The organism is Acidimicrobiales bacterium, from assembly GCA_025455885.1.
Classification (GTDB): domain Bacteria; phylum Actinomycetota; class Acidimicrobiia; order Acidimicrobiales; family Acidimicrobilacustridaceae; genus Rhabdothermincola_A.
On the sequence record JALOLR010000017.1, the window covers coordinates 86,886 to 104,191 of the forward strand.

The following is a 17,306-nucleotide window of genomic DNA, read 5'->3' on the forward strand; positions in this document are numbered from 1 at the left end:
GTCTGAGCGGCGTGTGTAGAGTCGATCGCCGGAGGGCGTCCCCGGGCGCCCCGGTGTTGGTTGCCGGTTCTCGGACCGGCCCGAGTTCGGTTGCTCGAGCGAGGTCTCTGGAGATATGGCGATAACCGACACGAGACCCGAGGTCGAGACCGGCGGGGACGCAGAGGTCGACGCCGAGGTCCTCACGACGTCGCCCGAGACGGTCTTCGGCAGCGGCGACCACCTCACGCTCGGTCGCCTGTGGATCGGTGCTTCCCTGGTGTTCGGCGTCGCCGGTTGGGTGCTCACGGCCCTGGTCGGCGCGAACCAGGTCGGCGACGACATCTTCACCGAGCAGGCGGCGTCCACGATGTTCACCCTCGGCCAGCTCGGGCTCGTCCTGTTGGTGCTCGTCCCGCTCATGCTCGGCATCCTCACGTTCGTCGTCCCGCTGCAGGTCGGCGCCAACACGATCGCCTTCCCCCGCGCAGCCGCACTGGCGTTCTGGACCTGGCTGATCTCGGCCGGCGTGCTCATCACCGCCAACGCCATCGACGGCGGGTTCGGGGGCGGCCGTCCCGAGGCGGTCGACCTCATGCTCGTCTCGCTCCTCGGCGTCGTGGCGGCGCTGGTGCTGGGTGCCGTCTGCGTGATCACGACGGCCATCACCCTGCGCACCCCGGGCATGTCGCTCGACCGGGTGCCCGCCACCACCTGGGCGGGGATGGTCGGCGCCTCGATGTGGGTGCTCAGCCTCCCGATCCTCGCCGCGAACCTGGTGCTCGTCTACATCGACCACCGCTACGGGCGCCCGAGCGACTTCGGTGTCGGGGCCAACCAGTTCGCCCAGGTCTCGTGGGTGCTCACCCAGCCCCAGACCTACGCGTTCCTGATCCCGGGCCTCGGCATCCTCACCGACCTCTTCACCACCCTCGGCGGCACCCGTCAGGCCAACCGGGGCTTCGTGCTCTTCGGCATCGGGGCCTTCGCCGCCTTCAGCTTCGGTGCCTTCGCCCAGCCGTACTTCTACCCCGACGTGGCCGACCACGCCGTCTGGGCGGGCTACTCGATCCTCATCGTGCTGCCCGTCCTGTTGCTCGTCGGGGCGTGGGCCGCGACGTTGCGAGCCGGGCGGCCGCCCGCCAAGGCGGCGGTCGGGCTGGGGATCGTCGCCGTCCTGTTGCTCCTGACCGTCGCGGTGGCCGGCGTGCTCCACGTCATCACCCCGCTCGATCTGCGCCAGTCCGCCGACTTCGCCAACGGCATGCTCGCCCTCGTCGTGGCCGCCGGGCTGAGCGCCGCGACGGCCGGCCTCTACTACTGGTCGCCCAAGATCCGGGGCCGATTCGCCAACGAGGGGATCGCGAAGCTGTCCGTCCTGGCGTTCCTCGGCGGCGGCGTCCTCGCCGGCCTCCCGCTGCTGGTCCTCGGGTTCGCCAACCGCTTCGACGGCCTCGCCGACGCCGCCGACGCCCTCAACGGCATCGCCGCCGCAGGGGCCGCCATCATGGCCCTGGCCGTCGCTGCCGCCGCAGCCGCACTCCTCCTCGGCACCAAGGGCGAGGCGCCCGCCGACGACGCATGGGGCTCGGGCCAGTCGCTCGAGTGGGCCACGGCGTCGCCGCCGGTGCCCGGCAACTTCGGCGAGCTCCCCGTCGTCGGGTCGCCCGAACCGCTCCTCGACACGGCCGGCACGGCCGAGGAGGCCTGACGATGGTCGCCGTCACCCGTTCCCTCCCACCGGCGCCGCCCGTCCAGCGTCCGCGGGTGCTCATGGTCGGCACCGCGTTCACCGTCGCGGCCGCCACGATGGCGCTCCTCGCACTGCTCGCCATCTACCTGACCGAGCGGTCCGCGGTGCTCGCCGTGGGCGACACCTGGCTCCCGGACGGCGTCGTCATCCCGCTCAGCCAACCCAACATCATGATGGCCACCCTGCTGATGGGGGTCATCTCGGTCCAGTGGGCCGTGTACGCCATCGCCCGCGACGACCGCGTCAACGCCTACCTGGCGCTCGGCCTGACCCTCGTCTTCGGGATCATGGTCGTCGTCATGACGAGCTACCTCTACTCGATCATGGGTCTCGACGTCGCCGCCAACCCCCAGTCGGTGCTCATCTACGCCGTCACCGGCGGGCACCTGGTGTTCCTGATCGCCACCATGGTCTTCCTGGCCCTCATGGCCATCCGGGCCCTCGGCGGCCAGTTCACCAGCCGCCAGCACGACGGCATCTCCGCCGCGGCCCTGGCGTGGCACGTGCAGACCGCAGTGTTCTTCGTCATCTGGCTCGCCATCTACATCACCAAGTAGGCCGACCGTGCTCCGATCCCGCGCCTTCACCCCTGCCTTCCGCTTCTTCGCCGGCCTGTCCGTCCTGGCCCTCGTGTCGGCTTTCGTGGCCGGCTTCACCAGCGAGGCCCAGGACCCGATCGACCGCGTGCTGGGACCGCTCTCGATGGGCTGGAAGGGGGGCGTGGGCAACCACGTCGCCTACGTGGCCTTCCTCTCGCTGTTCGCCGTCTCCGCCGCCCTGGCCGGGATCCTCGTCGCCTTCCGGGACGCCGACCCGGAGGCCGAGGCCGAGGTGGTCCGCACCGACAGCGTGCCCCTGACGCGGGCCCCGGCGGGCATGAACTACCTCCCCGCCTTCGCGGCGGTCGGGCTGGCCGTCGTGCTCATCGGTATGGCCACGGCGAGCACAGGGCTGGCGCTCGCCGGCGTCGCGTTCCTCGTCATCATCGGCTTCACCTGGACGCTGCGCACGTGGGCCGAGCGCGCCACCGGCGACGACGCCACCAACGCGGAGCTCTACCACCGCATCATCGACCCGTTGCGGGTCCCGGTGGTGGCGATCATCGCGGTGGGTGTCGTGGTCATCGGCGTGTCCCGGGTCCTGCTCGCCGTCTCCAAGACGGGTTCGGTGGTCGTCTTCTCGCTCATCGCCATCACCATCTTCTCCATCACCGTCCTCCTGGCGTTCGTCCCCCGCTCGGGGCGCTACGTGCTCACCGGGCTGGTGGTGCTGGGGGCCGTCCTGGTCATCGCCGGCGGCATCATCGGCGCGGTCGCCGGTGAGCGTGAGTTCGAGAAGCACGGCTCGGAGCCGACCGAGGAGCCGGCGGCCGGGGAGTCGGTCGAGAGCAGCATGGCCCCGATCGTGGTCACCTCGTGAACGCCGGTCGCCCCTCGGCCCCCTGCCCGTCGCGCGTGGGTGACGGGAGAGTCAGCGCCGGAGTGGCGCGCCGTTCCGGACATGGGCGACACTTCATTCGGTTCAGCACCGCTCGTCGTCACCAGAGGGCCTGTCGCCCGAGTCCGACCGCCTCGCCGTCGTTCGGCCCCGCCCTCCGAGGAGAGTAGATGTCACGCCGTTCCGTCGTCGTCAGGGTCCTGCAGATCGTGACCCTGGCCGTCGTCACCGTGTTGTTCGTGGCCCTGATCGTGGCGGCGTTCTTCAACGACGACAAGCCCCTCACCACCCTGCGACCCGAGGGGCCGTCGGCGCAGTCGATCCAGGACCTCATGGGTCCCGTCTTCTTCATCGCCCTCCTCGTGGGCCTCGCCGTCTTCGGCGTGGTCTTCGCCGCCATCTTCAAGTTCCGCGAGCGTGACTCCGACGATCCCGAGCAGTTCCCCGACCAGATCCACGGTCGCACGGGCCTCGAGATCGGGTGGACGATCCTCCCCGCCCTCATCCTGGCCGGCGTGGCGGTGGCCACCGTCATCACCATCATCGAGCTCGAGTCCCGCGAACCCGACGCGCTCAAGGTCGAGGTCTACGGCCAGCAGTGGTGGTGGGGCTACAGGTACGACCTGAACGACGACGGGATCTTCGAGATCGACACGGCGACCGAGATGGTCATCCCGGTCGGCCGACAGGTCGACCTGAAGGTCGCCTCCAACGACGTGATCCACTCGTTCTGGATCCCCGGGCTGAACGGGAAGAAGGACGCAGTGCCGGGTCAGCTCAACGACCTGAAGATCGAGGCCGACGTCGAGGGCGTGTTCCTCGGGCAGTGCACCGAGTTCTGCGGCCTGTCCCACGCCAACATGCGGATGCTCGTGCGGTCGGTGCCCACCGAGACGTTCGACGAGTGGGCCGACAACCAGGTCCAGGACCAACGGGCCGAGCCGACCGACCCGGTTGCCGCCGAGGGCAAGGCCGTGTTCACGGCCCTGTGCGCCCAGTGCCACGTGATCGACGGGGTGAACGACGACCCGGAGGCGGCGCCGGTCCCGCTCGTGGCGGGTGTGGCACCGAACCTCACCCACTTCATGACGCGCGGCACGTTCGCCGGCTCGATCTTCAACCTCTACGCGCCCGACGGCGAGCCGGTCGCCGGCGACCCGGAGCTGACCGCCAATCCGGGCGACCCGGGTGACGCGCTCGTCGGCGGTCCCGTCGACACCGAACGGGTCAACCGGGCGGTGCTCGAGGCATGGCTGCGGAACCCTCCGGCGATGAAGCCGGCCTACGCCCAGGGAGGCCGGGGCATGCCGAACCTGGCGCTCACCGAGGAGCAGATCGACCAGCTCGTGGCCTACCTCTACACGCTGAACTGACGTGACCCCCGCCGCCCTCGCCCTCATCTCGCCGCCGACGATCCTCGCAACCGGAGCACTCAATGGCCATCACTGATGCAGGTCCGCTCGCCCTCCCGACGGGGGACGGCGGGTCGGACTTCAAGCCTGCCGGCGTGTTCACGCGCCCGACCGCGTCAACCGGCTGGCGGTCGTGGTTGACGACCGTCGACCACAAGAAGATCGGCATCATGTACGGCGCGGCCGCGCTGGTGTTCTTCATCATCGGTGGCGTCGAGGCGCTGCTCATCCGGGTGCAGCTGTGGGCGCCGCGGGGCACGCTGCTCAGCGCCGACCTGTACAACCAGGTCTTCACGATGCACGGCACGACCATGGTCTTCCTGGTCGTCATGCCCATCGGCGCCGCGTTCGCGAACTACCTGATGCCCCTGCAGATCGGCGCACGGGACGTGGCCTTCCCGCGCATCAACGCGCTGAGCTTCTGGGTGTTCCTCTTCGCCGGCATCTTCATCAACTCGAGCTGGTTGCTCGGCGGCGGCGCCGACGGGGGATGGTTCAACTACGCGCCCAACAACGGGGTGATCTTCTCCCCGACCCACGGGATCGACTACTGGAACCTCGGTCTCCTCATCGCCGGTATCGCCTCGCTGGCCGGCGCGGTGAACCTGATCGTGACCGTTCTCAACATGCGGGCCCCGGGGATGACCCTGATGCGCATGCCGGTGTTCACCTGGATGACCCTGGTCACCCAGTTCCTGCTCCTGTTCGCCATCCCGGTCCTGACCTCGGCGCAGGTCCTGCTCATGATGGACCGCCTCTTCGACGCCAACTTCTTCAACGTCGCCAAGGGCGCGAGCCCGTTGCTCTGGGAGCACCTGTTCTGGATCTTCGGGCACCCCGAGGTCTACCTGATGATCCTCCCGGCGTTCGGCCTCGTGTCCGAGATGCTCCCCACCTTCTCCCGCAAGCCCATCTTCGGCTACCCGTTCATCGTCTTCTCCGGCGTCGCCATCGGGTTCATGGGCTTCGGCGTGTGGGCCCACCACATGTTCGTCTCGGGCATCGGACCGATCTCGGTCACGACCTTCTCGCTCACGACGATGTTCATCGCCGTGCCCACCGGCGTGAAGATCCTGAACTGGACCGCCACCATGTGGGGCGGGAAGCTCCGGTTCACCTCGCCGATGCTCTTCTCCATCGGGTTGGTCACGATGTTCACCCTGGGCGGCCTCTCCGGCGTCACCCACGCCATCGCCCCCGGTGACACCCAGCAGACCGACACCTACTACATCGTCGCCCACTTCCACTACGTCCTCTTCGGCGGGGCGTTCTTCGGCTTCGTCGGCGGCATGTACTTCTACTGGTCGAAGGCCTTCGGCTACATGCTGAACGAGACCCTGGGCAAGGCCCACTTCTGGTTCATGCTGCTCGGCTTCAACCTCACGTTCGCCCCGATGCACGTGCTCGGGCTCCAGGGGATGAGCCGGCGCATCTACACCTATGACGCCGGCTACGGGTTCGAGTTCTGGAACAAGGTCGCCACGATCGGCGCCTTTATCCTGGCCAGCAGCATCGCCCTGTTCGTCTTCAACATCTTCTACAGCAAGGTGAAGGCCAAGAGCCTCCCGCCGGTGCAGGCCGACCCGTGGGACGGCAGGACGATCGAGTGGATGACCCCCTCACCGGTGCCGGCCTACAACTTCGACCCGATCCCCACCGTCACCCGGGTCGACGACTTCTGGTACCGCAAGTACGGCGAGACCAAGGATGGCGCCCTGGTGCGCATCGCCGACACCGAGGACGTCGTGCAGAAGCGCTCCGACGGCAAGCACATCCACCTCCCGTCACCGTCCTACTGGCCGATCGTGGTCGCCTTCGGCCTGCCGATCGTCGCCTACGGGTTGCTCTACACCCTGTGGCTCTCGCTGATCGGTGGCATCATCGTCGTCGGTGGGCTGTTCGGCTGGGCCCTCGAACCGCCGGACGACCCGGCGGCGGCCCACGACGACGACCACGCGCCGGGCGGTGCCTCCGCCTCGGGCAGCGAGCTCGACACCGCCGAGTCCACCGAGGAGCCCGCCGACGAGGCGGACGTCTCCGACAAGGAGGTGGCTCCCGTTGGCTGAGACCGTCACCTCGCACCTGAGCGGCGCGTCCGCTGACGCTCATGCCCCGGTGGCCCACATCGAGCACGACACCAACACCGGCATCTCCAACACCAAGCTGGCGATGTGGCTGTTCCTGGCCTCCGAGTGCCTGCTGTTCGGGGGCCTCATCACCACCTACCTCCTCTACCGCGATCCGCTCGAGGGGCCGAGCGGGGAGGACCTCTTCGACATCCCGTTCACCTCGGCGTCGTCGTTCGTGCTGTTGATGAGCTCGCTCACGATGGTGCTGGCCGTGTCGGCCATCGAGCGGGCCGACCACCACCGGATGCGGGTGTGGCTCGGCGCCACCGCGCTGCTCGGCGCCACCTTCATCGCCGGGCAGGTCTACGAGTTCACCGCCTTCGTGCGTGAAGGCCTCGGTTTCACGACCAGCCGCTTCAGCTCGGCCTTCTACACTCTCACCGGCTTCCACGGCGTGCACGTCACCATCGGCATCATCATGTTGATGGCGCTGCTGCTGCTGTCCATCCGCGGGAACCTCCCCGAACACCGCTCCGAGACGGTCGAGGTCGTCGGCCTGTACTGGCACTTTGTCGACATCGTCTGGATCCTGATCTTCGCGATCGTCTACCTGATCCCGTAGGAGACCCGATGAGCACCACCATCTCCCCGCACGATCCCGTCCCCACCGAGGTGCTCGACGGTGCCGTCGCGCCGTACTCCCGGGACAAGGTGTACGTGTTCACGGCCATCTTCCTGGCGGTGGTCACCGTGGTCGAGGTCCTCGCCGTCGAAGTACCCGACTTCCCGCTGTGGTCGGGCAGCCTCCTCGTTCCGGTGCTGTTGCTGTTGATGGGCGTGAAGTTCTTCACCGTGGCGTGGATCTTCATGCACCTCAAGTTCGACAAGCCCATCCTGACCTGGGCGTTCTACTCGGGGCTGTTCGTGGCGCTCGGCGTGTACATCGCCATGCTGGCCATGTTCCGGCTCTGGGGTGGCGACTCCGCCGTCGCCGTCGACGGCTGATCAGGGTTCCCAGCGGAAGAATCGCCCCGCGGCGAGCGGAGCGACCACTGCCCACACGACGAGTACGACCCACGCCGTGCCGCCGGCCGGGGCTCCCTCCCGGAGGGTGGCCTGCAGCGTGGTGCTGAGCGCCGCCGCCGGGAGGAGCTCGCCGACGCCGGCCATGGGCCCCGGCAGCTCCTCGAGCGGGATCACCATGCCGCCGGTCAGGAGCAGCACGAGGTAGAGGCCGTTGGTGACGGCGAGGTTCACCGTCCCGCGCAGCGTGCCTGCGAGCACCAGGCCGATGCCGCCGAAGGCGAGCGCCCCGAGTCCGATCGCGCCGATGGCGAGCACCGCTCGGGGGTCGGGTGACCAGCCGAGGGCGGCGCCGACGGCGGCGACCACCACGACCTGGATGGCGAGCAGCGCCAGGACCATGAGGATCTTCGCGGTGACCCAACGGCCCCGACCCAGCGGCGTGGTGCCGAGGCGCTTGAGGACCCCGTACTGGCGCTCGAAGCCGGTGCTGATGCCGAGGCTCACCATCGCGCTCGACATCACGGCGAGGGCCAGCACCCCGGGGGTGAGGAAGTCGACCGCGTCGTCGACCCCGTCGGGGAGCGGGAGGACGTCGACCGTCGAGAAGAACACCAGGAGCAGGACCGGGATGGCGATCGCCACGAGGAGCTGCTCGCCGTTGCGCAGGTTCAGGCGCAGCTCGGTGCGCGCCTGGGTGACGAGGGCGTTCACCGCCGGTCCCGACGGCGTCGGCCGGTCGGTGCCGTCGTCCCTCCCCGTGCGGAGGCCGGGTCGGCGTCGGCGGTGAGGCGCAGGAAGACGTCCTCGAGGGACTGGCGGCCGGCGCGCAGGTCACCGAGGGGAAGGTCGTGCTCGGCCAGCCAGGCGGTCAGCGCGGCGACGGTGGTCGGGCTGGCCTCGGCCCCGACCACGTACTCCCCGCCGGGCCCTTCGCTCACGGGCGCCCCCAGCACCCCGGCCAGTGAGTCCACGTCGATGCCGCTCGGTGCCCGGAAACGGAGCTCACCGCCGCGTTCGCTGGTCATGAGCGCGGCCGGGGACCCGGTGGCCAGCAGGCGTCCGCGGTCGATGATCACGATCTCGTCGGCGACCCGCTCGGCCTCGTCGAGGTCGTGGGTGGTCACGAGGACGGCGACGCCCTCGTCCCGGAGGCGCTGCATCACGTCCCGGACGACCTGGCGCCCGAGCGGGTCGATGCCCGAGGTCGGCTCGTCGAGGAACACCACCTCCGGGCGACCCACCAGCGCGAGGGCCAGGGAGAGGCGCTGTTGCTCGCCGCCGGAGAGGCGCCGCCACGACGAGCGCCGACGCTCCTCGAGGCCCACCAGGGCGAGCAGCTCGTCGGGGTCGACGGGATCGTCGTAGTACGACGCGAAGAGGTTCACCACCTCCTCGGGGCGGATGCCCGGCGCAACGCCTCCTTGTTGGAGCATCACGCCGATCCTGGGCACGAGCTCGCGCCGGTCGGCGACGGGGTCGAGTCCGAGCACCCGCACGGTCCCGGCGCTCGGCCGGCGGTAGCCCTCGAGCGTCTCGACGGTCGTCGTCTTCCCGGCGCCGTTCGGTCCGAGCACGGCGGTGATCCGACCGGTGGCAGCGGTGAAGGAGAGCCCGTCGACCGCGGTGATCGGGCCATGGCGGACGACGAGGTCGGTCACCTCGACAGCGGGTGGCGGGGTCGGCTCGGACACGCACGCCGACGCTACTGGGCGACCTCCCACGCTCCGGCATCGGCGCGGAACCCGGCGAGGGGGCGCTCGATGCGCCGCTAACGTCGGCGCCGATGATCGACATCCGCCGCGTCCGCAACGAGTTCGACGTCGTCGAGGCGGCGTTGGCCCGGCGCGGGGGCGATCTCGCGGAGCTGTACGAGGTGCGCCGCCTCGACGAGCGTGCCCGCCAGGTCGGCGCCGAGCGTGACGACCTCAGGGCGGCGATCAACACGCTGTCGAAGCAGGTCGGAGCCCTGCGGCGGGACGGCGAGGTCGCCGCCGCCGAGGCCGCGCAGACCGAGAGCCGCGAGCTCGGGGAGCGGGAGAAGGCGCTCGCCGCCGAGGCCGACGAGCTGGCCACCCAGGTCCGCGACCTCCTCCTCGTGATCCCCAACGTCCCCGCGGAGGCCGCCCCCGACGGCGCCGGCGACGCCGACAACCCGGTGATCCGGGTCGTCGGTCCCGGTGATACCGCCGGCGCCTACGGCGAGCACCAGCGGGTCCCCCACTGGGAGATCGGGACCGAGCTCGGGATCCTCGACGTCGAGTCGGCGGTGCGGATGAGCGGCGCGATGTTCACCATGTTCCGGAAGCAGGGGGCCACGCTCGCCCGGGCCCTCTGCCAGGTCGCACTCGATCGCAACAGCGATCTCTACGAGGAGATCCGACCCCCGAGCCTGGTCACGTCGGCCACCCTCACCGCCAGCGGCCAGCTCCCCAAGTTCGTCGACGACGCCTACCAGGTCCCCAGGGACGACCTGTGGGCCATCCCCACCGCCGAGGTGCCGCTCACCTCGATCGCCCGTGACGAGGTGCTCGCCGAGGGCGAGCTGCCGGTCCGGTTCATGGCCTCCACGCCGTGCTTCCGGCGCGAGGCCGGGTCGGCCGGACGCGACACCCGCGGGTTGCTGCGCGTCCACGAGTTCGACAAGGTCGAGCTGCTGGCCTACGCCACCGCGGAGCAGGCGCCGGGGATCCTCGAGGAGATCCTCGCCCGCGCCGAGGCGCTGATCGTCGCGCTGGGCCTCACCCATCGCGTGCTCGACATCTGCACCGGCGACATGGGTCAGTCGCACCACCGTTCCTTCGACGTCGAGGTCTACGCCCCGGGAGTCGACCAGTGGCTCGAGGTTTCGTCGGTGTCGTGGTTCAGCGACTACCAGGCCCGCCGCGCCAACATCCGTTACCGGCCGGCCGGCGCGAAGGGCACCGAGGTCGTGCACACGCTCAACGGGTCGGCGCTGGCCGTGCCCCGGGTGTGGGCGGCGCTCGTCGAGACGCATCGGCGCCCCGACGGGTCGGTGGCACTGCCCGAGGTGCTGTGGCCGTACCTGCGCGGCTCCACCGAGATCCGCTGACCGGACGTGCGTCGCACCGATCCCCTCCGCATGGCCGCGGTGGCGCTCGGCGGCGCGCTGGGGGCGTCGGCGCGCTGGGTGGTGGCGACCAGCTGGCCGGTGGCCCTCGACCGCTTCCCCACCACGACGCTGGCCGTCAACCTGATCGGTGCGTTCTGCCTGGGTCTCGTCGTCGCCGGGCTCCTCGAGCGACAGCCCTCCGCCCCGGTCACCCACTCGTTGCTCGGCACCGGTGTGCTGGGTGCGTTCACGACCTTCTCGACCCTGACGGTGGAGGCGGTGGTCCTCGTCGACGCCGGGCAGGTGTTGCGGGCCGGTACGTACCTTGCGGTGTCGCTGGTGGCGGGTGTGGCGGTCGCGGCCGCCGGGCTGGCGCTGGGTCGACGATGGTGGGTCCGTTCGTGACCGGTCTCGTGCTGGTCGGCGTGGGGGGCGCGCTCGGCGCGCTGTGCCGACATCTGCTCGACGTGGTGATGCGTCGACGAGGAGGTCCGATCGGACCCTCCTACGGGGTGCTGGCCGCCAACCTCCTCGGTTCGGCGGTGCTCGGTGTCGTGATCGGCTGGTCCACCGGCCACACCCTCGACGCCGACGTGCGACGCTTCGTCGTCGCCGGGTTCCTCGGGGCGTTCACGACGTTCTCCACTCTCATGATGGAGCTGGTGAACCTCGCGGAGGGATCGGGCGACCACCAGGGTGCGGGGCCGGCGTTGGCCTGGGCCCTCGTCTCGGTCGTGGGGGGCGTGGGCGCCGCGGCCGTGGGCTGGACCCTCGGGACGGGGCTGTGACCCCCGCCCGTGTCGCCTCCGAGGGTCCGGATGGGGTTGACTCGTCGTCATGACGAGCGACCTCGCCGCGCAGCGGGCCGTGCTGCAGTCCGCCGGCGTCGACGAGGCCGACCTGGCCGACGACCCGTTCACCCAGTTCCACCGCTGGTTCGAGACGTGCGTGGCGCTCGGCGTGCACGAGCCGGAGGCGATGGTCGTCTCGACCGTCGCCGCCTCGGGCCGACCGTCGTCGCGCCACGTGCTCCTGCGCGGGCTCGACCACGGCTTCGTGTTCTTCACGAACGCGACGAGCCAGAAGGGCAGGGAGATGGCGGAGCGGCCGGTGGCGGCGATCTGCTTCCCGTGGAACGTGCTCGCTCGTCAGGTCCGTGTGGCCGGGACGGTCGAGGCGGTCAGCGCCGCCGAGTCGGACGAGTACTTCGTCTCCCGACCGCGGGGCAGCCAGGTCGGGGCCTGGGCCTCCCGGCAGAGCGAGGTCATCCCCGACCGGGCCACCCTCGACCGACGCGTCGCCGAGGCCGAGGCCCGCTTCGCCGACGGCGCCGTGCCTCGGCCGCCTCACTGGGGCGGGTACCGGGTCCTCCCCGAGGAGGTCGAGTTCTGGCAGGGCCGCCCGTCCCGCCTGCACGATCGGTTCCGCTACTCCCGGCGCAGCGACGGCTCGTGGCGACGGGAGCGCCTCAGCCCCTGACAGCCGCCGTCGCGCCAGCGAGGAGGCTCGGGACGGGTGGGCGTGTCGGCGAAGCCGGCGAGGCGGAGGCCGAGCGCTCGGGGGGTGACAGCCGACGTCGCGCCAGCGAGGAGGCTCGGGACGGGTGGGCGTGTCGGCGAAGCCGGCGAGGCGGATGCCGAGCAAGTGTTACGGCAGAAGGCGCATGACCTCTTCGGCGACGAGGCGGAGGTGGTCGAGGTCGTCGAGGTCGAGGACCTGGAGGTACACGCGGTCGACACCCGCTTCGGCATAGGACGCGATCGTGGCGAGGACCTCCGCCGGGGTCCCGGCGGCACCGTTGGCCCGGAGCTCGGCGGCGGCCCGTCCGATCGCTCCGGCGCGGTGCTCGACCTCGGCGTTGGTGGCGCCGCAGCACAGCACGAGTGCCACCGAGAAGACCATGTCCTCCGGGGGACGGCCGATGGACGCGCACGCCGCCCGCACCCGGTCCCGTTGGGCGGTGAACACCTCGATCGGGGAGAAGGCCACGTTGAACTCGGCGGCGAAGCGGGCAGCGAGCATCGGCGTGCGCTTCGGGCCGTGGCCGCCGATGATCACCGGGGGCCCACCCGGCTGCACCGGCTTCGGGAGCGCCGGTGAGCCGACCAGGCCGTAGTGCTGCCCTTCGAAGGTGAACTGTGATCCCTCGGGGGTGCTCCACATCCCGGTGATGATCTCCAGTTGCTCCTCGAGGCGGTCGAAGCGCTCGCCGAGCGTGGGGAACGGCACGCCGTACGCGGTGTGTTCGTCGTCGAACCAGCCGGCGCCCAGGCCGAGCTCGATCCGCCCTCCGCTCATGTCGTCGACCTGCGCCACCGTCACCGCCAACGGCCCGGGGAGTCGGAACGTGGCCGAGCAGACCAGGGTGCCGAGGCGGATGGTGGTCGTCTCGCGGGCGATGCCGCCGAGCGTCACCCAGGTGTCCGTCGGGCCGGGTCGGCCGTCCCCGTGGCCCATCCGCAGGTAGTGATCGGATCGGAAGAAGCCGTCGTACCCGCACTCCTCGGCGACCCGGGCGACGTCGAGCTGTTGGGCGTAGCTCGCTCCTTGCTGGGGTTCGACGAACACGCGTAGGTCCAAGGTCGGCCTCCGGGAGGTGGTGGTGGCGGTTCCCGAAGGATGCCACGCGTCGCCGACGAGTGGCTCAGGGGACCCGTCGGGAGTCGGGGCCGGGGACGGCGGTTTCGTCCGATCCGTCCGGCCGATCCTCACGGCGGGCACGGAGCACCAGCACGACGAGCACGACGACGGCGATCGCCAGGGCCAGCACCAACCCCAGGCGGGTCGGCCCCACGTCGGTGATCCACGTGCTCACCGTGCCGTTCAGGTCGAACACCCAGCGCGCCGGTCCGCCGGGGTCGAGGTCGCCGCCGAGCACCTGCAGCTCGTACCAGCCGTAGTACGCGACGTAGAGGCCGGCGACGATCAGCAGGGCACCCGACACCCGGTTCACGTAGGGGAGGACCCGGCGCAGACGACCCACCATGGACTGGCGGGCCAGGGCCAGCGCGACCGTGAGCACGGTGAGCACCAGGCCCATGCCCAGCGCGTAGGCGACGAACGCCCCGACGCCGACGGCGAAGCTCTCCGTGTCGATCGTCGTCACGACGGCGGCGATGAACAACGAGATCGTGCACGACAGCGAGACGATGGCGTAGGACACCCCGAAGAGGAAGACGGAGGTGAGCTCCCGGGAGTCGGTGCCCTTGTTGAGCTTGGGCAGGTTCACGGTGAACGTCCGCCCCCGGAGCATCATCACCCCCACGACGACGAGACCGACGCCCAGGATGATCGTCACCCACGGCAGACGGGACTGGACGGTGGAGAGGATCGGTTCGAGGCCCAGCCCGAGCAGCGCGAAGACGGCCACGAACCCACCGGTCATGGTGGCGCCGACGGCCAGGGCCCGTAGGACCGCCGCGGTGAGGTCCCGCCCCTCCGGGTCGACCTTGTTCTCGAGGCCGAGGAAGTACGAGAGGTAGGCGGGCAGCATCGCGAACCCGCACGGGTTGAACGTGGCGACCATCCCGACCCCGAACGCGTAGACGAGCGAGGGGTTCACGCTCAGGCCGGCAGGTGCTCGTCGATGAGCGCCTGCAGTTCGGGCGCGGTGACGGCCCCGACGTGCACGTCGGTGATGGTGCCGTCGGCGGCCACGAAGACCGTGGTGGGCAGGTTCATCCCGCCGAGCTCGCGCACGAGCTCGCCCTTCGGGTCGCGACCCAGCGGGTAGGTGACGCCGGTCTTCTCGGCCAGCGGCAGACCGAGCTCGGCGGCCTCCTGCACCTGCAGGCCGAGCACCCCGATGCGGTCGCGGTTGGCCTGGTAGACCTGCTCGATGGCCGGCATCTCGGCCACGCACGGGCCGCAGTACGAGGCCCAGAAGTTGATGACCAGGGGGCGGCCGTCCGTCGAGAGCGGGGCGGTGCTCCCGTCGAAGTTCGTCACGGTGAAGTCCGGAAGGGGTTGTCCCGCGACATCCTCACCGGCGTCGAGCCCGTTCGTACCGAACGCCCCCGGGGCCAGGGTGGCGCCGGGCGTGAGGGTCTCGGTGGTGTCGTCGTCGGATCGGAACGCGGTGAACGTGGCCACGGCCAGGACGACCACGGCCAGAGCGACCGCGGCGATCAGACCCCGCGACACCCGTCGGGCGGGCGGGGCCGGGGCTCGGTCCTCGGGCGGAAGGGGGGACGTCTCCATCGGCGGCACCACGACCGACGGTAGCGGCGTGCGGCGGCGCTCCCCAATCAGGGCGCCCGCGCCGACCGTCGGTCGACCCGACCCCCTGTCCCGCCCCGGCCGGCGGGCGGCGCCGGCTCGGAGCCGCGGCGCCACCCGGGTTCGGGCGGGAGCAGGGGGTCGGTGGGGCCTCGGTCCGGTGCCGCCGGGACGGCACCGGACGGGTTCACGCGGTGCGGAGGTAGCCCCTCAGGTGGACCGGCACCGGGATGTCGGGAAGCTCGTCCTCGGGGCGGGGCACCTTGGGGGGACGTCCCGCCCGTCGCTTGGTGGTCAGGATCCGCCCGTTGAGGAACAGGTGTCCGCCCCAGACGCCCCACGGCTCGTGGCGGGCGATCGCCCCCTCGAGGCACGGCACCCGGACCGGGCACTCCGCGCAGATCCGCTTGGCCCGGATGACGTCGTGGAGGTCCTCGGAGAAGAACACGCCGGTCGGCGCGCCCTCGAGGTCTCGGCAGGCGGCCTCGGCCTGCACGACGGGGGAGATGTCGAGCTCGGCGAGCATCGGGAGGTTCCTTTCGTGGGTGCTGCGCGGGGTGGATCGGGATGGGGCGGGAGGGGGCGACGCAGAAAGGCCGCCGGGAGAACCCGGCGGCCTGTGGCGGTCTCGTCGCTTCGAGCGTTACGAGACGGGGATCACGGGCCGCCGGGTGAGGCGCTTGTGGTTCACCGGGAAACCGAAGCCGTCGATGTGGCGGTACCACGAGGCGGCGATGACGGTGGTGGTGAGCACGGCGGAGCCGGTGGCGGGCACGACGACAGCCGGCGCGGCACCGGTGGTGCAGGCAGAGGCGTCGGTCGTGAACATGGTGACAACGAAAGCACGCCGCGTCCTGCGCCGTCAACGAGGTTTCGGCGCGGCCGTTAGCGTCGGCGGCCATGAGCGTCACGGATCCCTCCGGACGGGGACGTCGTCGGGACCCCGGCGCCGTCGTCATGACGGCGCTCCCGCCGACCGGGCGGGTGTACCGCGCCCGGCGCCGTGTCCGGCTGGCGGACGTGGGGACGGACGGGCAGGTGCGCCTCGACGCCCTGGCCCGGTACCTCCAGGACGTCGCCGGCGACGACAGCGACGACGCCGCCCTCCCCGACCCCCTGTACTGGGTGGTGCGGCGGTCGGTGATCGAGCAGTCGGCGCCGCTGCGGTTCCGCGAGCAGGTCGAGCTGGCCACGTTCTGTTCGGGGCTCGGGTCCCGGTGGGCGGAGCGACGCGTCACGATGACCGGCGAGGCCGGGGGACGGGCCGAGGCGGTGACGGTGTGGGTGCACGTGGATCCCGTCACCGGCCGCCCCGCGCCGCTCGGCGACGCCTTCGAGGACCTCTATCGAGAGGCGTCCGGCGGTCGTGAGGTCGACGGGCGGCTCCGCCACGTCGCCCTCGACGGGGACGAACCCGGGGTGGTGGTCGTGCCGTGGCGGTCGCGGCTCGCCGATCTCGACGTGCTCGACCACGTCACCAACGCCGTGGCCTGGGCCGTGGTGGAGGAGGCGGTGGTCCGGGTGGCCGCCTCGGTCGGCGGCGGCCCACCCTGGGCGTCGCTCCCCCGTCGTACCGAGGTCGAGTACCGCGATCCGATCGATCGTCGCCTGGTGACGGACGGTCCGGGCCCCGTCGTGCTCGCCCGTGCCGGGAAGGATCGTCTGGAGGTGACCGTGCGGGGTGGGGAGGGACCGCGCTCGCCGGTGTTCGTCACCGCGCTGGTGACCCCGCCTCAGCCCCTCGGAGCCACGACCCGCCCGTAGAACAGGGGCACCCTGGTGTCGCGGTCGGTGACCAGAACGAGGAAGGGGCGGTTCGCCACGATCGTGCGGGGCGTGGTCGGGGAGCTGAGGGTGCGGCCGTCGACGCCCGCCGGTGCGCTCGTGGTCGCCGGTCGTGAGCCGGCGGCCTCGGTGCCCTCCTCGTCGATCGCGAAGAACGTCTGGTGCGCCACCCCGGCGAGGGCCAGCGGCTCCTCGGAGCTGGCCCCCGAGAAGTCGGCCGCCAACGTGTCGAAGGCGTCCACGACACCGAGCGTGCGCAGTGCGTCGGTCAGCTCGACGTCGGTGGTGAACCCGACGCGGGGGAGCGACACATCCACCGGAACCTCCGTCATCGTCGTGCGGAGGCCGGCGAGCGTCGGGCCGTCGAGGCGGGCCTCCACCTCCCGGAACCGACCGTCGTCGGGCACCACGATCGTCATCTCGAGCTCCCCGGCCAGGTAGGGGAGGCTCACCGCCTGCCATCCGGGCGCCTCGGTCCAGGAAGTCCCGGTGGCGTCGATCCGGCGCATCATGGGCACGGCGACCTCGGTGCCGTCGAGGCGCCGGAAGGGTGAGAG

20 protein-coding genes are annotated in these 17,306 nt (G+C 71.0%); 12 read left to right on the forward strand and 8 right to left on the reverse strand.

Annotated elements, in window-relative coordinates; genetic code table 11:
• The first annotated feature begins 115 nt into the window (after positions 1 to 115).
• The 7 genes from MUE36_13890 to MUE36_13920 all read left to right on the forward strand — a co-directional run bounded on the left by MUE36_13890 (position 116) and on the right by MUE36_13920 (position 7,655).
• On the forward strand, positions 116 to 1,690 hold the full coding sequence (locus tag MUE36_13890; protein ID MCU0312021.1) for a cbb3-type cytochrome c oxidase subunit I: 1,575 nt from the start codon (positions 116 to 118) through the stop codon (positions 1,688 to 1,690).
• Between the two features lie 2 nt (positions 1,691 to 1,692).
• Positions 1,693 to 2,289: a cytochrome c oxidase subunit 3 gene (locus MUE36_13895; GenBank protein MCU0312022.1), complete on the forward strand. Its 597-nt coding sequence runs from the start codon at positions 1,693 to 1,695 to the stop codon at positions 2,287 to 2,289.
• A gap of 7 nt (positions 2,290 to 2,296) precedes the next feature.
• The gene (locus tag MUE36_13900) at positions 2,297 to 3,151 is read left to right on the forward strand and encodes a hypothetical protein (GenBank protein ID MCU0312023.1); all 855 of its coding nucleotides are present in this window, start codon (positions 2,297 to 2,299) and stop codon (positions 3,149 to 3,151) included.
• A 188-nt stretch (positions 3,152 to 3,339) separates the two neighbouring features.
• A complete protein-coding gene (coxB, locus tag MUE36_13905) occupies positions 3,340 to 4,542 on the forward strand; it encodes a cytochrome c oxidase subunit II (protein ID MCU0312024.1) in 1,203 nt (400 codons plus the stop codon).
• 134 nt (positions 4,543 to 4,676) lie between these two features.
• Positions 4,677 to 6,647: a cytochrome c oxidase subunit I gene (gene ctaD, locus MUE36_13910; protein ID MCU0312025.1), complete on the forward strand. Its 1,971-nt coding sequence runs from the start codon at positions 4,677 to 4,679 to the stop codon at positions 6,645 to 6,647.
• A complete protein-coding gene (locus MUE36_13915) occupies positions 6,640 to 7,272 on the forward strand; it encodes a heme-copper oxidase subunit III (GenBank protein MCU0312026.1) in 633 nt (210 codons plus the stop codon). Before ctaD ends, MUE36_13915 begins: the two co-directional genes overlap by 8 nt.
• An 8-nt stretch (positions 7,273 to 7,280) precedes the next feature.
• The gene (locus MUE36_13920) at positions 7,281 to 7,655 is read left to right on the forward strand and encodes a cytochrome C oxidase subunit IV family protein (GenBank protein MCU0312027.1); all 375 of its coding nucleotides are present in this window, start codon (positions 7,281 to 7,283) and stop codon (positions 7,653 to 7,655) included.
• Here the strand turns inward: MUE36_13920 and MUE36_13925 are convergent, their stop codons facing one another.
• Positions 7,656 to 8,387, reverse strand: coding sequence for an ABC transporter permease (locus MUE36_13925; GenBank protein MCU0312028.1), 732 nt, complete (start codon positions 8,385 to 8,387; stop codon positions 7,656 to 7,658).
• Entirely contained in the window at positions 8,384 to 9,367 is a 984-nt protein-coding gene (locus MUE36_13930) for an ABC transporter ATP-binding protein (protein ID MCU0312029.1), read from the reverse strand. Before MUE36_13930 ends, MUE36_13925 begins: the two co-directional genes overlap by 4 nt.
• Before the next feature lie 92 nt (positions 9,368 to 9,459).
• Here MUE36_13930 and serS point away from each other — a divergent pair, with 92 nt between their 5' ends.
• Genes serS through pdxH form a run of 4 tightly spaced genes read left to right on the forward strand, consistent with a single transcriptional unit; the run spans position 9,460 to position 12,225 of the window.
• Positions 9,460 to 10,746 carry a serine--tRNA ligase gene (gene serS, locus MUE36_13935; protein MCU0312030.1) on the forward strand — a complete coding sequence of 429 codons (1,287 nt, stop codon included), beginning with the start codon at positions 9,460 to 9,462 and terminating at the stop codon, positions 10,744 to 10,746.
• A 6-nt stretch (positions 10,747 to 10,752) separates the two neighbouring features.
• Positions 10,753 to 11,151 (forward strand): fluoride efflux transporter CrcB, encoded by a 399-nt coding sequence (crcB, locus tag MUE36_13940; GenBank protein ID MCU0312031.1) that lies wholly within the window; start codon positions 10,753 to 10,755, stop codon positions 11,149 to 11,151.
• Positions 11,148 to 11,534: a CrcB family protein gene (locus MUE36_13945; GenBank protein MCU0312032.1), complete on the forward strand. Its 387-nt coding sequence runs from the start codon at positions 11,148 to 11,150 to the stop codon at positions 11,532 to 11,534. Before crcB ends, MUE36_13945 begins: the two co-directional genes overlap by 4 nt.
• A gap of 49 nt (positions 11,535 to 11,583) precedes the next feature.
• Positions 11,584 to 12,225 (forward strand): pyridoxamine 5'-phosphate oxidase, encoded by a 642-nt coding sequence (gene pdxH / locus MUE36_13950; protein MCU0312033.1) that lies wholly within the window; start codon positions 11,584 to 11,586, stop codon positions 12,223 to 12,225.
• A 168-nt stretch (positions 12,226 to 12,393) separates the two neighbouring features.
• Here pdxH and MUE36_13955 read toward each other — a convergent pair whose 3' ends face one another.
• The 5 genes from MUE36_13955 to MUE36_13975 form a co-directional block, all read right to left on the reverse strand.
• Positions 12,394 to 13,314, reverse strand: a complete 921-nt coding sequence (locus MUE36_13955) for an LLM class F420-dependent oxidoreductase (protein MCU0312034.1) — start codon at positions 13,312 to 13,314, stop codon at positions 12,394 to 12,396.
• 76 nt (positions 13,315 to 13,390) lie between these two features.
• On the reverse strand, positions 13,391 to 14,308 hold the full coding sequence (locus MUE36_13960) for a cytochrome c biogenesis CcdA family protein (protein ID MCU0312035.1): 918 nt from the start codon (positions 14,306 to 14,308) through the stop codon (positions 13,391 to 13,393).
• A 2-nt stretch (positions 14,309 to 14,310) separates the two neighbouring features.
• Positions 14,311 to 14,946: a TlpA family protein disulfide reductase gene (locus tag MUE36_13965; protein MCU0312036.1), complete on the reverse strand. Its 636-nt coding sequence runs from the start codon at positions 14,944 to 14,946 to the stop codon at positions 14,311 to 14,313.
• A 205-nt stretch (positions 14,947 to 15,151) separates the two neighbouring features.
• Positions 15,152 to 15,490, reverse strand: coding sequence for a WhiB family transcriptional regulator (locus MUE36_13970; protein MCU0312037.1), 339 nt, complete (start codon positions 15,488 to 15,490; stop codon positions 15,152 to 15,154).
• Positions 15,491 to 15,607: 117 nt separating this feature from the next.
• On the reverse strand, positions 15,608 to 15,793 hold the full coding sequence (locus MUE36_13975) for a hypothetical protein (GenBank protein MCU0312038.1): 186 nt from the start codon (positions 15,791 to 15,793) through the stop codon (positions 15,608 to 15,610).
• 71 nt (positions 15,794 to 15,864) lie between these two features.
• Between MUE36_13975 and MUE36_13980 the strand changes: the two genes are divergently transcribed.
• Complete coding sequence (locus MUE36_13980) at positions 15,865 to 16,728, forward strand: thioesterase (protein MCU0312039.1); 864 nt, start codon at positions 15,865 to 15,867, stop codon at positions 16,726 to 16,728.
• On the opposite strand, the gene MUE36_13985 is transcribed toward MUE36_13980, so the two are convergent.
• On the reverse strand, positions 16,698 to 17,306 hold a 609-nt coding region (locus MUE36_13985; protein MCU0312040.1), incomplete at its 5' end, for a hypothetical protein. The genes MUE36_13980 and MUE36_13985 overlap by 31 nt on opposite strands.

What these genes read in the sequence shown, in the direction of transcription:
- MUE36_13890 (MCU0312021.1), top strand. Translation starts at nt 116, where the DNA reads ATGGCGATAACCGACACGAGACCCGAGGTCGAGACCGGCGGGGACGCA.
- MUE36_13895 (MCU0312022.1), top strand. Translation starts at nt 1,693, where the DNA reads ATGGTCGCCGTCACCCGTTCCCTCCCACCGGCGCCGCCCGTCCAGCGT.
- coxB (MCU0312024.1), top strand. Translation starts at nt 3,340, where the DNA reads ATGTCACGCCGTTCCGTCGTCGTCAGGGTCCTGCAGATCGTGACCCTG.
- MUE36_13920 (MCU0312027.1), top strand. Translation starts at nt 7,281, where the DNA reads ATGAGCACCACCATCTCCCCGCACGATCCCGTCCCCACCGAGGTGCTC.
- serS (MCU0312030.1), top strand. Translation starts at nt 9,460, where the DNA reads ATGATCGACATCCGCCGCGTCCGCAACGAGTTCGACGTCGTCGAGGCG.
- pdxH (MCU0312033.1), top strand. Translation starts at nt 11,584, where the DNA reads ATGACGAGCGACCTCGCCGCGCAGCGGGCCGTGCTGCAGTCCGCCGGC.
- MUE36_13965 (MCU0312036.1), bottom strand. Translation starts at nt 14,946, where the DNA reads ATGGAGACGTCCCCCCTTCCGCCCGAGGACCGAGCCCCGGCCCCGCCC.
- MUE36_13970 (MCU0312037.1), bottom strand. Translation starts at nt 15,490, where the DNA reads ATGCTCGCCGAGCTCGACATCTCCCCCGTCGTGCAGGCCGAGGCCGCC.
- MUE36_13975 (MCU0312038.1), bottom strand. Translation starts at nt 15,793, where the DNA reads ATGTTCACGACCGACGCCTCTGCCTGCACCACCGGTGCCGCGCCGGCT.
- MUE36_13980 (MCU0312039.1), top strand. Translation starts at nt 15,865, where the DNA reads ATGAGCGTCACGGATCCCTCCGGACGGGGACGTCGTCGGGACCCCGGC.